The sequence below is a fragment of the Actinoplanes sp. NPDC024001 genome, from assembly GCF_040638955.1.
Classification (GTDB): domain Bacteria; phylum Actinomycetota; class Actinomycetes; order Mycobacteriales; family Micromonosporaceae; genus Actinoplanes.
Window position 1 is genome coordinate 43,922 of sequence record NZ_JBEZZB010000045.1, and the last position, 19,662, is coordinate 63,583.

17 protein-coding genes and 1 pseudogene are annotated in these 19,662 nt (G+C 71.9%); 6 read left to right on the forward strand and 12 right to left on the reverse strand.

Going from position 1 to position 19,662, the window contains the following annotated elements; translation table 11 throughout:
* The first annotated feature begins 52 nt into the window (after window positions 1-52).
* Window positions 53-823: a DUF4097 family beta strand repeat-containing protein gene (locus AB0F81_RS19505; RefSeq protein WP_360199096.1), complete on the forward strand. Its 771-nt coding sequence runs from the start codon at window positions 53-55 to the stop codon at window positions 821-823.
* On the opposite strand, the gene AB0F81_RS19510 is transcribed toward AB0F81_RS19505, so the two are convergent.
* The 8 genes and pseudogenes from AB0F81_RS19510 to AB0F81_RS19545 all read right to left on the reverse strand — a co-directional run bounded on the left by AB0F81_RS19510 (window position 810) and on the right by AB0F81_RS19545 (window position 8,399).
* Window positions 810-1,838, reverse strand: coding sequence for an acyltransferase (locus AB0F81_RS19510; RefSeq protein WP_360199098.1), 1,029 nt, complete (start codon window positions 1,836-1,838; stop codon window positions 810-812). The two genes, AB0F81_RS19505 and AB0F81_RS19510, sit on opposite strands and share 14 nt — an antisense overlap.
* An 82-nt stretch (window positions 1,839-1,920) precedes the next feature.
* Window positions 1,921-2,793: pseudogene (gene era, locus AB0F81_RS19515) on the reverse strand (GTPase Era); the annotation flags it as partial.
* 437 nt (window positions 2,794-3,230) lie between these two features.
* Window positions 3,231-3,614, reverse strand: a complete 384-nt coding sequence (locus tag AB0F81_RS19520) for a cytidine deaminase (protein ID WP_360199100.1) — start codon at window positions 3,612-3,614, stop codon at window positions 3,231-3,233.
* Window positions 3,607-4,974: a hemolysin family protein gene (locus tag AB0F81_RS19525; RefSeq protein ID WP_360199102.1), complete on the reverse strand. Its 1,368-nt coding sequence runs from the start codon at window positions 4,972-4,974 to the stop codon at window positions 3,607-3,609. Before AB0F81_RS19525 ends, AB0F81_RS19520 begins: the two co-directional genes overlap by 8 nt.
* A 5-nt stretch (window positions 4,975-4,979) precedes the next feature.
* The gene (ybeY, locus tag AB0F81_RS19530) at window positions 4,980-5,450 is read right to left on the reverse strand and encodes an rRNA maturation RNase YbeY (RefSeq protein WP_360199104.1); all 471 of its coding nucleotides are present in this window, start codon (window positions 5,448-5,450) and stop codon (window positions 4,980-4,982) included.
* Window positions 5,451-5,473: 23 nt separating this feature from the next.
* Complete coding sequence (locus AB0F81_RS19535) at window positions 5,474-6,553, reverse strand: PhoH family protein (protein WP_360199106.1); 1,080 nt, start codon at window positions 6,551-6,553, stop codon at window positions 5,474-5,476.
* A gap of 116 nt (window positions 6,554-6,669) precedes the next feature.
* Entirely contained in the window at window positions 6,670-8,055 is a 1,386-nt protein-coding gene (locus AB0F81_RS19540; protein WP_360199108.1) for a serine hydrolase domain-containing protein, read from the reverse strand.
* Window positions 8,052-8,399, reverse strand: a complete 348-nt coding sequence (locus AB0F81_RS19545) for an HIT domain-containing protein (RefSeq protein ID WP_360199110.1) — start codon at window positions 8,397-8,399, stop codon at window positions 8,052-8,054. The genes AB0F81_RS19540 and AB0F81_RS19545 overlap by 4 nt, the downstream gene beginning before the upstream one ends.
* Window positions 8,400-8,468: 69 nt before the next feature.
* Between AB0F81_RS19545 and AB0F81_RS19550 the strand changes: the two genes are divergently transcribed.
* Complete coding sequence (locus AB0F81_RS19550) at window positions 8,469-10,841, forward strand: glycoside hydrolase family 3 C-terminal domain-containing protein (RefSeq protein ID WP_360199112.1); 2,373 nt, start codon at window positions 8,469-8,471, stop codon at window positions 10,839-10,841.
* 172 nt (window positions 10,842-11,013) lie between these two features.
* Here AB0F81_RS19550 and AB0F81_RS19555 read toward each other — a convergent pair whose 3' ends face one another.
* The 3 genes from AB0F81_RS19555 to hrcA form a co-directional block, all read right to left on the reverse strand.
* The gene (locus AB0F81_RS19555) at window positions 11,014-11,748 is read right to left on the reverse strand and encodes a 16S rRNA (uracil(1498)-N(3))-methyltransferase (RefSeq protein WP_360199114.1); all 735 of its coding nucleotides are present in this window, start codon (window positions 11,746-11,748) and stop codon (window positions 11,014-11,016) included.
* A gap of 445 nt (window positions 11,749-12,193) precedes the next feature.
* On the reverse strand, window positions 12,194-13,330 hold the full coding sequence (gene dnaJ, locus AB0F81_RS19560; RefSeq protein WP_360199116.1) for a molecular chaperone DnaJ: 1,137 nt from the start codon (window positions 13,328-13,330) through the stop codon (window positions 12,194-12,196).
* Between the two features lie 34 nt (window positions 13,331-13,364).
* Entirely contained in the window at window positions 13,365-14,387 is a 1,023-nt protein-coding gene (hrcA, locus tag AB0F81_RS19565) for a heat-inducible transcriptional repressor HrcA (RefSeq protein ID WP_360199118.1), read from the reverse strand.
* 108 nt (window positions 14,388-14,495) lie between these two features.
* Between hrcA and AB0F81_RS19570 the strand changes: the two genes are divergently transcribed.
* Window positions 14,496-14,843 carry a DUF4870 domain-containing protein gene (locus AB0F81_RS19570; RefSeq protein ID WP_360199120.1) on the forward strand — a complete coding sequence of 116 codons (348 nt, stop codon included), beginning with the start codon at window positions 14,496-14,498 and terminating at the stop codon, window positions 14,841-14,843.
* 24 nt (window positions 14,844-14,867) lie between these two features.
* Here the strand turns inward: AB0F81_RS19570 and hemW are convergent, their stop codons facing one another.
* Window positions 14,868-16,070, reverse strand: coding sequence for a radical SAM family heme chaperone HemW (gene hemW / locus AB0F81_RS19575; protein WP_360199122.1), 1,203 nt, complete (start codon window positions 16,068-16,070; stop codon window positions 14,868-14,870).
* 27 nt (window positions 16,071-16,097) lie between these two features.
* Between hemW and AB0F81_RS19580 the strand changes: the two genes are divergently transcribed.
* The 3 genes from AB0F81_RS19580 (at window position 16,098) to AB0F81_RS19590 (ending at window position 19,549) form a co-directional block, all read left to right on the forward strand.
* Window positions 16,098-16,853, forward strand: coding sequence for an enoyl-CoA hydratase-related protein (locus tag AB0F81_RS19580; RefSeq protein WP_360199124.1), 756 nt, complete (start codon window positions 16,098-16,100; stop codon window positions 16,851-16,853).
* A gap of 149 nt (window positions 16,854-17,002) precedes the next feature.
* On the forward strand, window positions 17,003-17,800 hold the full coding sequence (locus AB0F81_RS19585; protein ID WP_360199128.1) for a hypothetical protein: 798 nt from the start codon (window positions 17,003-17,005) through the stop codon (window positions 17,798-17,800).
* Between the two features lie 120 nt (window positions 17,801-17,920).
* A complete protein-coding gene (locus tag AB0F81_RS19590; protein ID WP_360199126.1) occupies window positions 17,921-19,549 on the forward strand; it encodes a PAS domain S-box protein in 1,629 nt (542 codons plus the stop codon).
* Window positions 19,550-19,662 lie beyond the last annotated feature (113 nt).

Below are 19,662 nucleotides of genomic sequence, written 5' to 3' on the forward strand. Positions count from 1 at the left end.
GCCCGGGGTGCGCCCCGAAATAGCGTCAGGGCATGCCGAAGGAGAGCACAGCATGAATCGGAGAGTTGCCCTGATCCTGGCTGCCGCCTCGGTGGGCGCCCTGGCCGGCTGTGACGGCGTGGTGGGCGCGCGGATGACCTTCGACGACACCGAGACCACGAAGATCACCGAGATCGTGCTGACCGGTGGTCACGGCGACGTCCTGGTGCACGGCAACGCCTCGGCCACCGAGACCCGGATCCGGCGGGTCATCCGGGGCGACACCGATCCGAAGGCGTCCTACCAGCGTTCCGGCGGCGTGCTCACGCTGAACACCGACTGCGGCCCGGACTGCAGCGTCTCCTACGAGATCACCGCGCCGGCCGGGGTCGCGGTCCGCGGCGAGCTGACCGCCGGCGACCTCACCCTCGCCGGGACCGGCCCGGTCGATCTGGAGCTGACCTCCGGCGACGTGATGGTGGAGCGGGCCACCGGCGCGGTGAAGGTGAAGGCCACCTCCGGCGACGTGACCGTGATCGGCGGCACCGGCGTCACCGTGGACACCAAGTCGGGCGACCTGATGGTGGACGACGTCACCGGTCCGCTGACCGCCCGGGCCACCTCCGGCGACATGACCCTGCGGCTGGCCGCCCCCTCGTCGGTGACCGCCTCGTTGACCAGCGGCGACATCGACCTGATGGTGCCGCCCGGCCCCTACCGGGTCCGCACCGACATCACCCACGGCAGCGACGAGCAGATCGTCGGCATCCCGAACGACCCGAAGGCGACCAACGTCCTCGACGTTCGCACCACGAACGGTGACGTCTCGATCACCGCAGGATAGAGACGGGCTCGCCGGCGGGGGCCGGTGAGACCGGCACGGGGGCCCGCCGGCCCGGTACCAGCACGGGCCGGCGGCCGGCCGCCACGTCCTCCACCCAGCCGACCGCCGCGATCACCACGCCGAGCAGCAGGAAGACCACGACGGTACGCCAGCCGATGCCGGCGAACCCGTGCACCGGCAGGCCGAAGTGCGCGCCGGTCTGGGTCACCGCGACGATCAGCGGCACGTGCCAGAGATAGATGGTCAGGGCCCGCGAGTTCAGCACGGTCAGCAGCCGGTGCCCCCGGACCATCGGCGCGAAGCCGAGCGCGACCAGGATGAACGCGGCCGACCAGAGGGCGTTGCCAAGCGGGATGTCGTTCAGGTCGAAACCGCGCGGCCCGGGATGGGTGAGCACCCACGCCGCCGCGGGAACGGCCAGGGCCGCGGCGATCCCGAGCAGGAGCTTGCGGTTGAGCCGGCTCAGGTGGCCGTCGTGGTGGGCGAAGCCGAGCAGCCAGGCGCCGCCGTACAGGGCCAGGTCGCGGGCCACCGGCGGGACCGTCAGGTCACCCAGTTCGAGGATCGCCAGCGCCACGTACGGGGTCAGCAGCGAGGCGATCGGGAACCGGCGGAAGACCGGCAGGGCGAACGGCGAGAGCAGCACCAGCCAGAGGAAGTCGCGCAGGTACCAGGCGTGGCTCAGCGACTGCATCCACCAGCCGGTGGCCTCCGGGTCGACGATCGGAAAACCCCAGAGCAGCAGGCGCACGTCCCACGGGGTGCCGGCCAGCAGCATGGCCGGCACCGCGATCAGGGCGATCACCCAGAGCGAGGGCAGCAGGCGCCGCAGCCGGCGCTCCACGGACCACACCCCGAACCGGTCCAGCGACGCCGCCATCAGCGAGCCGGCCAGCGCGAACATCACCGACATCGCCGGGAAGAGGATCGTCAGGGCGGTCCAGCCGGTCAGGTGATAGATCACCACCCGTACGGTGGCGACGGCGCGCAGAAGGTCGAGGTACCGGTTACGCATGGCTGAACGTGTTACCCGCGTTCCAGCAAAAAGCGCAAACTCCGGTGAACTATCCCATAGTCAGAGAATGTCCAAATATCGATTAAAATCCGAGCTTACGGAGCTGTTTCGGATCCCGCTGCCACTCTTTGGCGACACGAACGTGGAGATCCAGATAAACGCGGGTGCCGAGCAGCTCCTCGATCTGTGCGCGGGCCTGTGAGCCGACCTCCTTGAGCCGGGCGCCCCGGCTGCCGATCACGATCGACTTCTGGCTGTCCCGCTCCACGTAGAGGTCCGCGTAGATCTTGGTCAGCTTGCCCTCGACCATCATCTCCTCGACCAGCACCGCGATCGAGTGCGGCAGCTCGTCACGCACGCCCTCCAGGGCCGCCTCCCGGATCAGCTCCGCGATCAGCACCTGCTCGGGCTCGTCGGTCAGCACGTCGTCCGGGTAGAGCTGGGGGGACTCCGGCAGGTAGCGCACCATCAGGTCGGTCAGGTTCTCCACCTGGTGCCCGGAGACCGCGCTGACCGGGACGATCTCGGCGAAGTCGTAGAGCTGGGAGACGGCGAGCAGACGCTCGGCCAGGGTGGCCGGATCGACCAGGTCGACCTTCGTGACCACCGCGATCACCGTGGCCTTGAGCTCGCTGATCTCCGAGGAGATGAACCGGTCGCCGCGGCCCACCGGCTCGTCGGCCGGGAAGCACACCCCGATCACGTCGACCTCGCTCCACGTCTCGCGGACCAGGTCGTTGAGCCGCTCACCGAGCAGCGTGCGCGGGCGGTGCAGACCGGGCGTGTCGACCAGCACCAGCTGCGCGTCCGGCCGGTGCAGGATGCCCCGGATCACGTGCCGGGTGGTCTGCGGCTTGTTCGAGGTGATCGCGATCTTCTGGCCGACGATCGCGTTGGTCAGCGTCGACTTGCCGGCGTTCGGCCGGCCCACGAAACACGCGAAACCGGCCCGGTAGACACCGTCATCAGCCTTGGCGGCACGCGCGGCCTTGTGCCGGTGCGCCCGCTGCTTCCCGGTACGCGACTCCGGCCGCTCCGTGGCCCGGTCCGGCCGTGCCCGCCGTTTTCCGGGCGCGCCGGCCGAACCCTGTCCGGGGTCGACCGCCCCCCGGGCACGGTCACCCACACCCCCGGCGTTGCCACGGGCGCGGTCCTCACGCGTACCGAAGGAGCCGGCCGAGCCACCTCGCAAACCGGAACCGGACCGGCCGGCCGCGCCCCGCTCGCCGGACGCACCGCCACGCGCGCTGCCCGGCTTGCGCCCCCGCTGGTCCGCGCCCTGCTCGGCGGAGCGCCGTGCCGCCCGCCGCTCCTGCCGGCGCTGCTCGTTGCGCTCCCCCGGCGTCAGCCGGCGCTCCGGCTGCCCTTCCCGCGGCCCCTGCTCCTGCGCCATCAGGCGGTGACCGTGCCGAGCAGCGAGCCGTTCGGGCCCGCCACGTGGATCGGCGCGTCGGTGGAGAGGTCACGCACCGCCGCGTGGCCCGCGCCGTCGAGCATCGACGCCTCGGTCACCACCGCGGCGGCCTCCAGCCGGGTCGTCCCGGACGAGGCGGCCTGGGCCACCGCCAGCTGCAACGCCGTCACCGCCAGGCTGGGCAGCGCCACCGAGGCGGCCGCGTAGGTCCGGCCGTCCTGGTCACGGACCGCGGCGCCCTCGACCGCGCCCACCCGGGCGCGCGAGCTGCGTGCCAGGGTGACCAGCTTGGCGTCCTCGGCACTCAGCACGGCACCGTCCGCGCTCGGAACGGGAGAAGCGTCGAAGATCTGCTCAGGCATCTGCGGGTTGTCTTTCCTCGGTCTCGGCAACGTTCTCGTCAGTGTGGTCGGCCGCCGGATCCGGCTGCACCCGGCGCACCAGCACCGAGTCGATCCGGTTCCGCCGGCCGGTGGCGCCCTCGGCGGTCAGGTGCAGGCCACCCACCTCCGCCTTGGCGCCGGGAATCGGCACCCGGCCGAGCGTCTGCGCGAGCAGGCCGCCGACCGTCTCCACCTCGTCGGCGGGCAGCTCCACGCCGAACACCTCGCCCAGGTCCTCGATCGGCAGGCGGGCGGCCACCCGGACCGCGCCGTCCTCGAGATGCTCGATCGGGGGGCGCTCCACGTCGTACTCGTCGGTGATCTCGCCGACGATCTCCTCGAGGATGTCCTCGATGGTGACCAGGCCGGCGGTCCCGCCGTACTCGTCCACCACGATCACCAGGTGGTTGCGGGCCGCCTGCATCTCCGACAGCAGGTCGTCGACCGGTTTCGACTCCGGCACGAAGGTCGCCGGGCGCATCGCGTCGGCCACCGCCTGCGCGGTCGTCGCCGGGTCGCCGGACTGGGTCCGCCGGATCACGTCCTTGAGGTAGAGCACGCCCAGCACGTCGTCGACGCTCTCGCCGATCACCGGGATCCGCGAGAAACCCGAGCGCAGGAAGAGGAAGAGCGCCTGCTGGAGGGTTTTCGGCGCCTCGATCCACACCATGTCGGTCCGGGGCACCATCACCTCGCGGGCGATCGTGTCACCCAGCGCGAACACCGAGTGGATCATCTCGCGCTCGCCGTGCTCGACGACGCCGCGCTGCTCCGCCAGGTCGACCAGCTCGCGCAGCTCCACCTGGCTGCCGAACGGCCCCTCCGGGAAGCCCTTGCCGGGCGTCACCGCGTTACCGATGAGGATCAGCAGCTTGGCGAGCGGGTTCAGGACCTTGCCGAGCCAGCGCACCAGCGGGGCGGTCGCCCGGCCCACCGCGTAGGCGTGCTGGCGGCCGACCGTACGCGGGGCGACCCCGACCACCACGAAGCTGACCAGCGTCATCGCGCCGGCCGCCACCAGCGCCGCCTGCCAGCCGACACCCCAGGTGTCCACCGCGACCAGCGCCACCAGGGTGGTCGCGGTCAGCTCGCAGAGCAGGCGCAGCAGCAGGAGCAGATTGACGTAGCGCACCACGTCGGACGCGACCACGGCCAGCGCCCCCGCGCCCCGCTGTCCCTCCCGGGCCATCTCGGCCGCTCGTGCCGGCGACACCGTGGCCAGCGCGGCGTCGGTCATCGAGGCCACGCCGGCCAGCAGCACCAGCAGCACCGCGACCAGGATCAGCTGCAGGTCAGGCAGGCCCGCCGAGGCGGCCGCCGCGAGGTGCGCGGGGTCCACGGGACTCAGCCGGCCTTGCGGCCGGCGCGCCAGCTCTGCAGAAGCTTGTTCTGCAGGGCGAACATCTCCCGCTCCTCTTCCGGCTCGGCGTGGTCGTAGCCGAGCAGGTGCAGCGCCCCGTGCACGGTGAGCAGGTGCAGCTCGTCCGCGGCCGAGTGCCCGGCCACGGCCGCCTGTTTCGCCGCCACCTCGGGCGCCAGCACGATGTCGCCCAGCAGCGCCGGCTCGCCGGTGCCCGACTCGCCGGGGCCGTGGTCGACGCTGCCCTCGTCCATCGGGAAGGCCAGCACGTCGGTGGGGCCGTCGCCGCCCATCCACCGATGGTTCAGCTCGGCCATGTAGTCGATGTCGACGAGCAGGATCGACAGCTCGGCGAGCGGGTTGACCCCCATCTCGTCCAGGGCGTGCCGGGCAACCGCGAGGATCGCGTCGGTGTCGACCTCGACTCCCGACTCGTTGGCGATCTCGATGGACATAGTGGTGCGATTACCCCTTGCGACTAGCGCCGGCGCCCCGACGACCGGCCGCCACTGGCGGCCCGGCCCGGCACGGCGTGAACGGATTGTGCGGCCTGTTGCTCCTGCTCGGCGTCGAACCGTGCGTACGCGTCGACGATCTCCGCGACCAGCCGGTGCCGCACCACGTCGGAGCTGGACAGCTCCGCGAAGTGCACGTCCTCCACGTCGCGCAGGATCTCCCGCACGACCTTGAGACCGCTGCTGGTGCCGCCTGGCAGGTCGATCTGGGTGACGTCACCGGTCACCACGATCTTCGCCCCGAAGCCGAGCCGGGTCAGGAACATCTTCATCTGCTCGGGCGTGGTGTTCTGCGCCTCGTCCAGGATGATGAAGGCGTCGTTGAGCGTGCGGCCCCGCATGTAGGCCAGCGGCGCGACCTCGATCGTGCCGGCCGCCATCAGGCGCGGGATCGACTCCGGGTCGAGCATGTCGTGCAGCGCGTCGTAAAGCGGTCGCAGGTACGGATCGATCTTCTCGGTCAGCGTGCCGGGCAGGAAGCCGAGCCGCTCCCCCGCCTCGACCGCCGGCCGGGTCAGGATGATCCGGTTGATCTGCTTGGCCTGCAGCGCCTGCACGGCCTTGGCCATCGCCAGATAGGTCTTGCCGGTGCCGGCGGGGCCGATGCCGAAGACGATCGTGTTCTCGTCGATGGCGTCGACATACCGCTTCTGGCCCAGCGTCTTGGGCCGGATGGTGCGCCCGCGCCGGGACAGGATGTTGAGGGTGAGCACCTCCGCGGGGCGCTCGGTCGTGTTGGCCTCGAGCATCGCGAGGGTGCGGCGGACCGCGTCCACGCTGAGCGTCTCGCCCTTCTCGATGAGTTCGACCAACTCGGAGAAGAGCCGCTCGGCCGTGGCGTTCTCGGCGGGTTCACCCGTGATGGTGATCTCGTTACCGCGAACGTGCACGTCGCTGTCGAGAGACCGCTCGATGAGACGGAGGATCTCGTCCTTGGCGCCGAGCAGGTTCACCATGATCTTCGGGTCACTCACCGAGATCTTGGTCTGCGCCCGCACCGGGCTGGACGAGCCCGTGCTGGAAGGGTTCGGCGTACCGGTCATAGGGCGGCCCTCAGGGCCTCCGCCACCTGCTCTCTAACTCTTCGTCGTCCCGGTCGGGGCGGCGTGCTCAAGGATCGTGCCATCCTATCCGCTCACCGACCCGCCCGCCGATGCCATTATCGCGGTTCGGGCCCGGACGAGGCGGGGCCGCCGTCGAAGCCCTCCTGCAGCCGGGTGAACCGATAGGTCGCCCAGTGCATCCGGACCACCGCACCGCCCTCGTCGCGGGTCAGCCGCAGGAGCTCGCCGGCCTCCCGGCCGGAGCGGGTGCGCAGCACGTCGGGCTGCCCGGGCAGCGGCTCGAAGATCGCCGGCGGCCGGTCGGCCGGGGCCTCGGCGACCCGGGCCTGCAACTGCCCGTCGTGCCAGGCGAAGACGAACTCGGTGCCCTCGCTCCACCAGCGGCCGAGCACCGACCGGTAGGCCACCGGCGCGGGCGGCGCCGGACGCCACGGCGTGATGTCGGCCGGATCCAGCTCCACGGCGAGTCGCAGCAGCTCGTGGACCAGCTCGTTGGTCTGCCCCGCGGTGCCGGAGGAGCCGAGCACCGCGCAGCCGAGCGCACCCGGGTTGCCCTCGCCGCCACGCCGGCCGTAGACCCCGGCCAGGAAGCCGGGCATGGCGCCGTCGTGGCCGACGTGCACCACCCGCCTCGGTTCGGGAGCCAGGATCAGGCCGAGGCCGAAGCCGGCGCCCCAGAGCGCCTCGTCGGTGGTGGTGAGCGGCCAGCGCATCTCGTCGAGGGTGGCGGCGGCGAGCACCCGGCCGGCCGGGTCGACACGGCCCGGGTCGGCCAGGAAGGCGGCCCACTTCGCCATGTCGGCGGCGGTGCTCCAGAGCTGCGCGGCCGGCGCGACCCCGCCCAGGTCGACCGGCGGCTCCGGGCGGGCCGCGTCGGAGTAGGCGTCGACCAGGTAACCGACGACCGCCTCGGGCGGCGCGTCGACGGTGGTGGCGGCGAGACCGAGCGGGTGCAGGATCCGCTCGGTGAGGATCTCCGCCCAGGTGCCGCCGCGGAGTTTCGCGACGAGCTGGCCGAGGACGGCCAGACCCAGGTTGGAGTAGTGGAAGCGGCGGGCGTTGGGCAGGACCCGCTCGGCCCGGTCCAGCTCGGCGATCATCCGGGCCGCGTCCGGGGTGATCAGGGTGTCCCAGACGTCGCCGTACGGCTCGCGCTGGTAGCCGGCGGTGTGCGAGAGGAGCCGGCGGATGGTGGCGTCGCCGTGCGCGGGCACGTCGAGGTAGTCCCCGACCGGCGCGTCCAGGTCGAGCAGCCCCTCGTCACGGGCCTGCATGACCAGGACCGCGGTGAACGTCTTGGTGACCGACCCGATCCGGAACCGGCTGCCGGGGTGGAGCTCCCGGGACGGGTCGCCGGACTCGCCGACGGTGAAGACCCAGGGCTCGCGGTCAGCGCGGTGCAGGGCGACCGAGAGAGCGGGGATGCGGCCGTCGGCCTGGGCCTTGCGGGCGGCTCGCTCGTACCGGGCGGTTGCGCTCACCTGGTCGCCAGCATCGGGCCGAGCGGCTCGCCACCGAGCACGTGCGCGTGGACGTGGAAGACCTCCTGCCCGGAATGCGGACCGGTGTTGAAGATCACCCGGAAGCCGTCACCCAGGCCCTCCTGCTCCGCGACGGCGGCCGCGGCGGCCAGCACGTCGGCGGCGGCGGACCGGTCGGCGGCGAGAGCGACCACGTCAGCGTGGTGGGCGGTGGGGATCACCAGGACGTGGGTCGGCGCCTTCGGGTCGATGTCGCGGAAGGCGAGGGTGGTCTCGGTCCGGTGCACGACGGTGGCGGGGATCTCGCCGGCCACGATGCGGCAGAAGAGGCAGGAGTTTTCCACCTGTCGGATCTTAGGGGCTGGCTGTTGAATGGACGGCGGATCCACCGAGCCAAGTTTGGGAGCGCTCTCATGACCGAAATCGACCATCTTCTCAAGGAATTGACCCTCGAGGAGAAGGTGTCCCTGCTGACCGGACAGGACTTCTGGTCCCTGCCGGCGATCCCGCGGATCGGCCTGCGTTCCCTGGTGATGTCGGACGGCCCGGTCGGCGTCCGCGGCACCGGCTACACCCCCGACGACCCGTCCGTGGCGCTGCCCAGCCCGACCGCCCTGGCCGCCGGCTGGGACGTGGCGCTGGCCGAACGGGCCGGCCGGCTGCTCGGGCAGGAGTCCCGGCGCAAGGGCGTGCACGTGCTGCTCGGGCCGACGGTGAACCTGCACCGCACGCCGCTCGGCGGCCGGCACTTCGAGTGCTACTCCGAGGACCCGCTGCTCACCGGCGAGATCGCGGTCGGGTTCGTGGCCGGCGTCCAGGCGCACGGCGTGGGCACCACGGTGAAGCACCTAGTGGGCAACGACTTCGAGACCGACCGGATGACCGTGGACGTCCGCATCCCGGAACGGGCGCTGCGCGAGCTGTACCTGGCGCCGTTCGAACGGGTGACCAAGGCCGGTGGGTGGGGCGTGATGAGCGCCTACAACGGCGTCAACGGCGACCCGATGGCCTCGAACGGGCGGATCCAGGACGAGATCCTCAAACGGGAGTGGGGCTTCGACGGTGCGGTCGTGTCGGACTGGCGGGCCGCCCAGGACACCGTCGCCGCGGCGCTCGGTGGCCTGGACATCGCGATGCCGGCGATGGACAACCCGTGGGGGCCGAAACTGGTCGAAGCGGTCCGGGCCGGCAAGGTGGCCGAGGAGCTGATCGACGACAAGGTCCGCCGGGTGCTGCGGCTGGCCGCCCGCACCGGAGCGCTGGACGGCTTCCCCACCCCGGACGTTCCGCTGGACGAGGACGGCCCGGCGGTGGCGCACGAGGTCGCGGTTCGCTCGTTCGTGCTGGCCCGCAACGAGAACGCGACGCTGCCGCTGGCCGCGGAGGGCCTCAGCCGGGTCGCGGTGATCGGCGCGCTCGCCACCGACGCCCGGGTGCTCGGCGGCGGCAGCGCGCAGGTCACCCCGCAGCACGTCATCTCGCCGCTGGACGGCCTGCGCCGGGCGCTGCCGGGCGTGGACGTGGCGTACGCCATCGGTGCCGACCCGCGCCCGTTCCTGCCCCCCGCGCAGGGCCCGGACTGGGCGCCGTTCACCTTCCGCATCTCCGACCACGAGTTCGGCGTGGAGACCGCGACCGTCCGCTGGATCGGCGACCTGCCCGGCGGCCTCGACGTCGCGCACGTCACCAGCCTCGAACTGCGCACCGAGATCACCCCGGCGGTGTCCGGCGAGCACGTCCTCGCGATCTCCGGATTCGGCGCGTTCGAGCTGATCGTCGGCGGCGAGCAGGTCTACCAGGGCTCGCTGCACCCGCCCGGCACCGGCCGCGCCGACCTGCTGCTGCACCCCAAGGAGCAGCGCTTCCCGGTCACGCTCACCGCCGGCGTACCGGTCCCGGTGCTGCTGCGGCAGAGCTTCGAACCGGGCATGGCGCACTCGGTCTCCACCACGCTCGGTCACCGCGCGCCCGGTCCGGACGAGGAGGGACTGATCGCCGAGGCGGTCGAGCTGGCCGCCCGCTCGGACGTCGCGGTGGTCGTGGTCGGCACCACCGAACAGGTCGAATCGGAAGGTTTCGACCGGATCTCGCTGGCCCTGCCGGGACGTCAGGACGAGCTGGTGAGCCGGGTGGCGGCGGCTAACTCGCGTACCGTCGTGGTGGTCAACGCCGGCTCGCCGGTGCTGCTGCCCTGGTCGGAGGAGGCCGCGGCGGTGCTGCTCACCTGGTTCCCCGGCCAGGAGGCCGGCGCCGCGCTCGCCGACGTGCTGCTCGGCGTCGCCGAGCCGGGCGGCCGGCTGCCCACCACCTGGCCGCGCCGGGAGCAGGACTGCCCGGTCCTCGAGGTGCGCCCTTCGGGCGGCACTCTCGGTTACGACGAAGACATCTTCACCGGCTATCGCGGCTGGTTGCGCTCGGCTGCCACGCCGCTGTTCGCTTTCGGTCACGGTCTCGGTTACACCACCTGGGCGTACGGCGAACTGGCCGTCACCGGGACGGAAGCGGTGGTGACGCTCACGAACACCGGCGAGCGCACCGGTCGTGAGGTCGTGCAGATCTACCTGGCCGGCGACGGCAACCCGCTGCCGCGGCCGGAGCGCTGGCTGGCCGGCTTCGCGAACGTGCAGGCGGCGCCGGGCGAGACGGTGACGGTGCGGGTGCCGCTGCCGGAGCGCGCGTTCCAGGTGTGGGACGGCGGCTGGCAGAGGGTGGCCGGCTCGTACACGGTGATCGCCGCGCACGCGCTCGACGACCCGCGGCTCACCGCCACGATCACCGTCGGCTGACCGCTGCTCCGGGCGTGAGCATCGCTCACGCCCGGAGCGCCTACCTCGACCCATGCGGACGCACGAAGCCGGCCAGACCCACCTACCAGCGGCCCGGCCACGCCCCGCCTCTCAGCCAAACCGTCTACCAGCGGCCCGGCCACGTCCCGCCTCCCGCCTCCCGCCAGACCGTCTACCAGCGGCCGAGGCGGGTGGAGAGCACGGCCAGAGCGGCCACTCCCGCGGTAGAGGTGCGCAGGACAGCTCCGCCCAGCCGCACCGGCACGGCGCCGGCTGCGCGGAAGGCTTCCAGCTCAGCGTCGCTGATGCCACCCTCGGGGCCGACGATCAGCACGATCTCGCCGGATTCCGGGAGCGGCACCGCGGTGAGCCGCTCGGCCGCTTCCTCATGCAGCACGAACGCGGCCGCCGCATCGGCCAGCCGGGTGGCGACCTGCTTCGTCGAGCAGTCCGGGTCGCCGGCCACCGTCGGCACCCAGGCCCGGCGGGCCTGCTTGGCCGCCTCCCGCGCGGTGGCCGCCCACTTGTCGCGCGCCTTGAAACCGCGGTCTCCCCGCCACTGCGCCACCGAACGGGACGCCGCCCACGGCAGGATCTCGTCGACGCCGGTCTCGGTCATCGCCTGCACGGCGAGCTCGCCCCGGTCGCCCTTGGCGATGCCCTGGACCACGACCAGCCGCGGGTCGGGGGCGGGCTCCTCGGCCCAGCTCAGCATCATGATGTCGACGCTGCCCCGGCCGACCGCGGTCACCTCGGCCCGGGCGGTCCCGCCGCGCCCGTCGGCGAGGATCAGCGCCTCACCCACGCGCAGCCGCTGCACGGTGGCGGCGTGATGCCCCTCCGGCCCCTCCAGCGTGTACGAAGATCCGGCGGGCAGGTTCTCGACCAGGAACAGCGGTGCGGACACCCTCGCACGCTACCGGGCGGACGGCGGTCGCAGGCTCTCCGGGCCGCCCCAATTCGGCCACCCTCGCTCCGCCACCCCCTAGAGCCGCCCTCCCGGACCGCCCCACACGCCTCCCAACCTTCGGCCCATCGGCCGCGACGCGCACGGCACGCAGCCCAGCGGCCGCAAGCAGCACGGCACGCAGCTCAGCGGGTCGCGACGGGCGCGGCACGTGGCTCAGCGGGTTGCGACCCGCGCGGCACGTCGTCCGCCTGATCGCCCCATGCCTCTGCGCCGCGGCCCGGACGGGGCGCGACGAAGAGGGGTGAGCGCAACCAGGCACCCACGTCGCCGGGTGTGGGTGGCCGATCAGGAGCCGCCAGGCGACTGGCCGCCCGCGCCCGGCCCTCGGCGGGAGCGACGGCCTGGACCACCCACCCAGCTACGACATCGAGATCTTGATCTTTCAGTGGCCGTTGAAGGCGTCCCGCATGCGGCTGAAGAAGCCGCCCTGCTTGCTCAGCTCGGCCACGTCCTCGCCGCGCGTCTTGGCGAACTCGCGCAGCATGCGCTCCTGGTCGGCGGTGAGCTTGGTCGGCGTCTTGACGTCGAGGTGCACGAAGAGCTCGCCGCGGCCCTGGCCGCGCAGGTGCGGCACGCCCTTGCCGCGGATGCGCAGCGTGCTGGCCGGCTGCGTGCCGGGCTTGACCTCGATGTTCTCCTCGCCGTCGAGGGTCTTGATGGTCATCCGGGTGCCGAGCGCGGCCGCGGTCATCGGCAGGGTGACCCGGCAGTGCAGGTCGTCGCCCTTGCGCGAGTAGACGTCGTGCGGGCGCTCGTGGATCTCCACGTAGAGGTCGCCGGCGGTGCCGCCGCCGGGGCCGACCTCGCCCTGCTGGGCCAGGCGGATGCGCATGCCGTCCTCGACACCGGCCGGGATCTTGACGGTGAGCGACCGGCGGGTGCGGATGCGGCCGTCGCCGGCGCAGGTCGGGCAGTGGCTCGGGATGACCGTGCCGTGACCCTGGCAGTTGGCGCAGGGGCGGGACGAGACGACCTGGCCGAGGAAGGTGCGCTGCACCGACTGGACCTCACCGCGGCCCGCGCAGACCTCGCAGGTGGCCAGGTGGGTGCCGGGCGCGGTGCCGGCGCCGGAACACTGGGTGCACAGGACCGCGGTGTCGACGGTGATCGGCGCCTCGACGCCGAAGGCGGTCTCCACCAGGTCGAGTTCCAGGCGCAGGATGGCGTCGGCGCCGGGCCGGGTGCGCGGGCGCGGGCCCCGCGAGCCGCCGCCGGCCGCGGTGCCGAAGAACGCGTCCATGATGTCCTGGAAACCGACGAACGGGCCGGCGCCGCCGGGGCCGCCCGGTGCGCCGCCGCCGGGCGCGAGCGGGTCACCGCCGAGGTCGACGATCTGCCGCTTCTGGTCGTCGGAGAGGACCTCGTACGCCGCGTTGATCTCTTTGAACTTCTCGTGCGCCTCGGGGTCCGGGTTGATGTCCGGGTGGTACTGCCGAGCCAGTTTGCGGTAGGCGCGCTTGATCTCGTCGTCGGTGGCTTCCCGGCTCACGCCGAGAATTCCGTAGTAGTCCTTGGCCACGGGGTTTGGAGTCCTCAATGTCTGCGCGAATCCGTCAATTCTGTGCCAACAGGTCGCCAACGTAGCGTGCCACTGCACGAACAGTAGCGATGGTGCCCGGGTAATCCATGCGGGTGGGGCCCAAGACACCGAGCCCACCAACGATCGTCGCACCCGGTCCGTAACCGCTGCTCACCACGGACGCCGACCGCAGGTTGTCGATCTCGTTCTCGTCGCCGATCCGGACCCGGGTGGTGCTGGGCTCGAGGTCGCCGATGAGCTTGAGCAGGATGACCTCTTCCTCGAGGGCTTCGAGGACGGGGCGCAGCGTGCCCTGGAAGTCCAGCACACCGCCGCGTGTCAAGTTGGCGGTACCCGCCAGCGCGAGGCGCTCCTCACTGCGCTCGACGAGGGTTTCGAGGAGCACCGACGCGAGACAGGCCATGTCACCGCGGCGCTCCGGGGCGCACTCGTCGACGAGTTTCTGCACCAGGGGCGGGGTGTCGGCGAGTTTCTCACCGGCGAGTTTCTCGTTGACCCGGCGCCGCAGCTCCCACACGTCGTCGGGCGGGAGCGGGCCGGGCATCTCCACCAGGCGCTGCTCGACCCGGCCGGTGTCGGTGATCATCACCAGCATGAGCCGGGTGGTGGAGATCGGCACGAGCTCGAGGTGGCGGACCGACGAGCGGGCCAGGCTCGGATATTGCACGACGGCGACCTGGCGGGTCAGCTGGGCGAGCAGCCGGACGGTGCGGTGCACCACGTCGTCGAGGTCGACCACGCCGACCATGAAGCGCTCGATGGCGCGGCGCTCGGCCGGGCTGAGCGGCTTGATCCGGGTGAGGCGGTCGACGAAGAGCCGGTAACCGGCGTCGGTGGGCACCCGGCCGGCGCTGGTGTGCGGCTGCCGGATGTAGCCCTCCTCCTCCAGCACGGCCATGTCGTTGCGGACGGTGGCCGGGGAGACGCCGAGCTGGTGCCGCTCGACCAGCGCCTTGCTGCCGACCGGCTCCTGGGTCTCGACGTAGTCCTCGACGATCGCCCGAAGCACCTCGAGCTTGCGGTCATCCAGACTCATATGACCCCTCCCCCTGTTGGCACTCCCGCGGATAGAGTGCCAGTCTACGTCGCCCCGGGCGGCAGCGCGATGATCGAAAGGACGATCATCAGCCTTAGCCTGTCCGCCATGAACGAAACGCAGGACCGCAACTGGATCGTGATGACCCATGTCCTGGCAGCACTCGGCGCCTTCGTGAGCAGCGGCACAGCCGGCTGGATCGCTCCGCTGGTCACCTTTCTGGCACGCGGCGACCGGTCGCCGGCGGTGCGCGCCGAGGCCGTGCAGGCGCTGAACTTCCAGATCCTGTGGGCGATCGTCACGCTGGCCGGTTACGCCGCGGTCTGCATCCTGATCGGCTGGCTGGTCGTCGGCGTGGCCTGGCTGATCGCCTGGATCGTCCCGGTCGTCGCCGCCGTCCGGGCCATGAACGGCGAGCCGTTCCGATACCCGATGACGGCGGGCTTCATCAAGTGACGACATTCCGGACGGTGGAGTTCATCAAGTGAGGACATCCCGGATGACCGCGTCGGCCAGCAACCGGCCCCGCAGGGTCAGCACGAGCCGGCCGGCCCGGTAGGCCTCCGGTTCGAGCAGCCCGTCCGCGAACGCCTGCGCGGCGCCCGCCCGGTCGACCCGGTCGAGCGGGATGCCCTCGCGCAGGCGGACCCGGAGCATGACGTCCTCCATGTGCCGGTTCTCGTCGGTCAGCACCTCCCGGCCGTGACCCGGGGATTCGCCGGCGGCCAGGCGTTTCGCGTACGCCGCCGGGTGTTTGACGTTCCACCAGCGCACCCCGCCGACGTGGCTGTGCGCGCCCGGACCCAGGCCCCACCAGTCGGCGCCCGTCCAGTAAAGCTCGTTATGCCGACATTTACCGCCCTTTTTCGCCCAATTGGAAACTTCGTACCAGTCGAAGCCGGCGGCGGTCAGCGCCTCCTCGGCGGCCAGGTAACGGTCGGCGGCGACGTCGTCGGAGGGGTACGGCAGCTCACCCCGCCGCATCCGGGCCGCCATCCGGGTGCCGTCCTCGACGATCAGCGCATAGGCACTGACATGGTCCACTCCCGCCTCGACCACGGCCGCCAGGGATTTGGCGAAGTCGTCCGCGGTCTCCCCCGGCGTCCCGTAGATCAGGTCGAGGTTCACGTGCTCGAAGCCGGCCTCCCGGGCCTCCATCGCCGCCTGCGGGGCCCGGCCCGCGGTGTGCTTGCGGTCCAGGACGCGGAGCACGTTCTCCGCAGCCGACTGCATGCCGAGCGAGACCCGGGTGAATCCCGCTCCGATCAACCTCGATAGATACTTCTTGTCAACGGATTCCGGGTTGGCTTCGGTGGTCACCTCCGCGCCCGGCGCCAGCCCCCAGGTCCGGTCGATGCCGTCCAGGATCCGGGCCAGGTCGTCCGCGTCGAGCAGGGTGGGCGTGCCGCCGCCGACGAACACGGTGTCCACCGCCCCGGGCTCGATCACGCGCGCGGCCAGGGCCAGTTCGCTGAGGACGGCGTCCGCGTACTCCTCGCGGCTCGCGCCGCCGCCCAGCTCACCGGCGGTGTAGGTGTTGAAGTCGCAGTAGCCGCACCGGCTGGCGCAGAAGGGAACATGGACATAGACCGCGAAGCCGTTCTTGCCCACCTGTCGGGTGGCTTCGTCGGGGAGCGAACCGTCGGAGGGTACGGGTTCGCCATCGGGGAGTGCGCCGGCCATCCGTCAAGCGTAGTTAAGGTTCCGGACATGGATCCGGTCCGCACCCTGACTCTGGACAACCCTGCCAGCCGCAACGCGCTCTCCACCGCGGTGTTGCGCGGCATGCTCGACGACCTGGCCGCGGCCGCCGCCGATCCGGCGTGCCGGGTGGTCGTCCTCACCCACACCGGCCCGGTGTTCTGCTCCGGGGTCGATCTCAAGGAGACCGCGGCGGCGCGCCCCGGCGACAAACTGCCCGCCGAGATGCTCGCCGACGTGCTCGCCGCGCTCTGGGAATTCCCCAAGCCGGTGGTCGCGCGCATCGCCGGACCGGCCCGGGCCGGCGGACTCGGCCTGATCGGCGCGGCCGACATCGCGGTCTGCACCCACGACGCGACGTTCGCGTTCACCGAGGTCCGGCTCGGCGTGATCCCGGCGGTGATCAGCTCCACGGTCCTGCCGCGGCTGTCGCCACGGGCGGCGACCGAGCTCTACCTGACCGGCGACGTCTTCGACGGTCGCCGCGCGGCCGAGATCGGCCTGGTCACGGCCGCTGTCGCGGCGGACGCCCTGGACGACACGGTGGCAAGCTACTGCGCCTCCCTCACTCGCGGCGGCCCACTCGCGCTTGCCGGCACCAAACAGCTCCTTCGGCGTACGCGTAAAGAACCGATCCGTGCCGAGCTGGCCGATCTCGCCGAGCGTTCCGCCGGGTACTTCAAATCGGCCGAAGGCCGGGAGGGCGTCGCCGCCGTCCGGGAGAAGCGCGACCCGAACTGGATCCCCGCACCGGATTCGCCGTGATCGACACCGTTGGGTGTCCTGGAGCCAGTGACGCCTGACGGTGAGCGCTCGTTGTCTAGGCTTGGCGTCCGACGACAGAGGAGGTGGGGGTGCGAGCCAAACCGCTGGTGGGTGTCATCGCCCTGCTCGCCCTCGTCGGAGTGCTCGGCGTGGTCGTGGTGGTGAACAATCTGGCCGGCAACCTCACGTTGCCGAGGCTCGGCCCCGAGTGCACGGTCAGCGCCGACGGCGAGGTGACTCTCGACACGGTGCAGATGGCCAACGCGGCGACGATCGCCGCGGTCGGCGTCCGGCGCGGCATGCCCGAGCAGGCCGTGGTCGTCGCGCTCGCCACCGCCTTCCAGGAGTCCAAGCTGGAAAACCTGGACAACGGCGACCGCGACTCGGTCGGCCTCTTCCAGCAGCGCCCCAGCCAGGGCTGGGGCACGGTCGAGCAGATCAAGGACCCGAGGTACGCGGCCGGCAAGTTCTACTCCGCCCTGAAGAAGGTGAAGGGCTGGCAGGAGATGCGGGTCACCGACGCCGCGCAGACCGTGCAGCGCTCGGCCTACCCGGAGGCGTATGAGAAGTGGGCCGACGAGTCCCGGGTGCTCGCCGCCGCGCTGACCGGCCGGGCCACCGGCGCGGTGGAGTGCACGGTCAGCGGCACCCCCGCGGTCCGCGGCGCGGAGGCGGCCACCGCCCTGCTGGCCAGCCTCAAGCTGGACTGGGGCAAGAAGCTGCCGAGCACGGCGGCGGCCCGGGCGGCCGGCCTCACCGTCGACGTGTCGAACGTCAACACCGGCTGGCGGTACGCGCACTGGCTGGTCTCGCACGCCTCCGCGACCGGCCTCGAACGGGTACGTTTCGGCGATCTTGAATGGCACGCGCCGGTCGGAAAATGGCAGCCGGTCACGGACGGCAGCGCAGGCAACACGGCCCAGGTGGTCGCGGAGGTCTTCAGTTAGCTCGCGGCCGCAACTTTCGGTGACTGCCCGTAATGTTTCACAGTGGGATAGCCAGGTCGCGCTGCGTATAAGTCGACATGGACACTGTGCAACCGCCCTGGTACTAAGTAGAGCGTGCTGATGGCGATCCCATGGATCCTGCTGGGAGCGGGCAGTGTCGCCGCCCTCCTGGCCGGCGTCCACCGGCACCGCCCCGACCGGAAAGCACCATGGTTGCTGCTCGCCGCGGCGATCGCCGCGCTGGCGACCGGTGACGTCTTCTACGGCCTGGGGTGGAGGGACGTCGCCGACGCCGGCTACCTCGTGATGTTCGGCCTGGTCGCGCTGAGCCTGCTGCAGTTCACCCGTGGCGGCGCCCTGCTCGTCGACCGGGCCCGCCTGATCGACCTGCTCGCGTTCGCCTGCTCGACCCTGCTGGTCATCTGGGTCTTCGTGATCGGGTCCGGCGGGCAGCTCGGCGCGGTCAACGCCGCCGACGTCATCGGTGACCTGCTGCTGCTCGGCGTCGCCACCCGCCTGGTCGCCGCCGACCGGCGCAACGTCGCGGCCCTGCTGCTGCTCACCGGGGCGATCGGCCTGCTGGCCGGCGACATCGCCTATCCGCTCGCGCCCGGTCCGCTCACCGAGTCGGCCTACGTGGTGCTCTACCTGTGCTGGGGTCTGTCCGCCCTGCACCCGTCGATGGTCCGGCTCACCGAGCCCCGCCCGCCGGAACCCCGCCCGTGGCGGTTCCGCTGGAGTGTGCTGCTCGCCGCCTCCGCCGCCACCCCGCCGCTGGTGCTGCTGATCGAGGCGCTCTCCGGGACGATCCGCGACGGAGTGGTCATCGCCGTCACCACCGCGGTCACGCTGCTGCTCACCATCACCCGGCTGGCCGACGCGATCCACCAGCACAGCCAGTCCCTGACCCGGGAGCACGGCCTGCGGACCGCCAACACCGCCCTGGTCTCCGCCGCCGACCAGCCCGCCGTCGACGCGGCGGTCCGCGCGGCGGTCGAACGTCTCCTCCCGCCGGGCACGGTCAGCCGCGTGGTGCTGGCCACCGACGACGGCCGGCTGGCCCGGGAGAACCTGCCGCCGGCCCCACCCGGATCGGAGTCCCGCAGCTGGTGGGCGCCCGCCGCCGGGGCGGACGAGCGCACCCTGATCTGCCCGTTCCGGCTGGAACCCCTCGCCGTGGCCCGGCCCAGCGGCGGCGCCCTGATCCTGACCGGCCGCAAGAGCGCCCTGGTCGCCGGGCGCGACGCCCTGGAAGTGCTGGCCGGCGAGGCCGCCCTGGCGCTGGACCGGATCACGCTGGTCGAGGCGATGGGCCGCCGGGACAGCGACAACTACCTGCGCACGGTCATTCCGAACACGGCCGAGAGCATGGCGGTCATCGACTCCGACCACCGGGTCCGCTATGTCAGCCCGGCGCTGCGGCGCCTGCTGGGCGGCGGCGAGCTGCCGCCGCTCACCGCACTCGACGAGCTGGTCCATCCGGACGACCGAGCCCGGGTACGGCGGGCGCTCAGCTCCGAGGGCGACGGGACGGTGCACTGCGCGCTGCAGCGGCCGGACGACACGCAGGTGCTGGTGGAGATGACGTACCGGGATCTGCGGGCGGACCGTCTCGTCCAGGGACTCGTGGTGACCATGCGCGACATCACCGACCGGCACGATCCGTTCGAGCGGGCGCCGTACCTGGACCTGAACGAACAACCGGCCCAGGTGAATCGCCGCAGCGCCCAGCACAAATTCCGTTATTGAGCTGGGCTTGCTGGCCTTCGCTGTCGCTCGGCGGCATTGCGCCCTTTGACGCTGACGTCGAGGGTGCGCCAATTATCGAACGCGGGGGCGGGGGGGGTTGGGGGCCCCCCGCG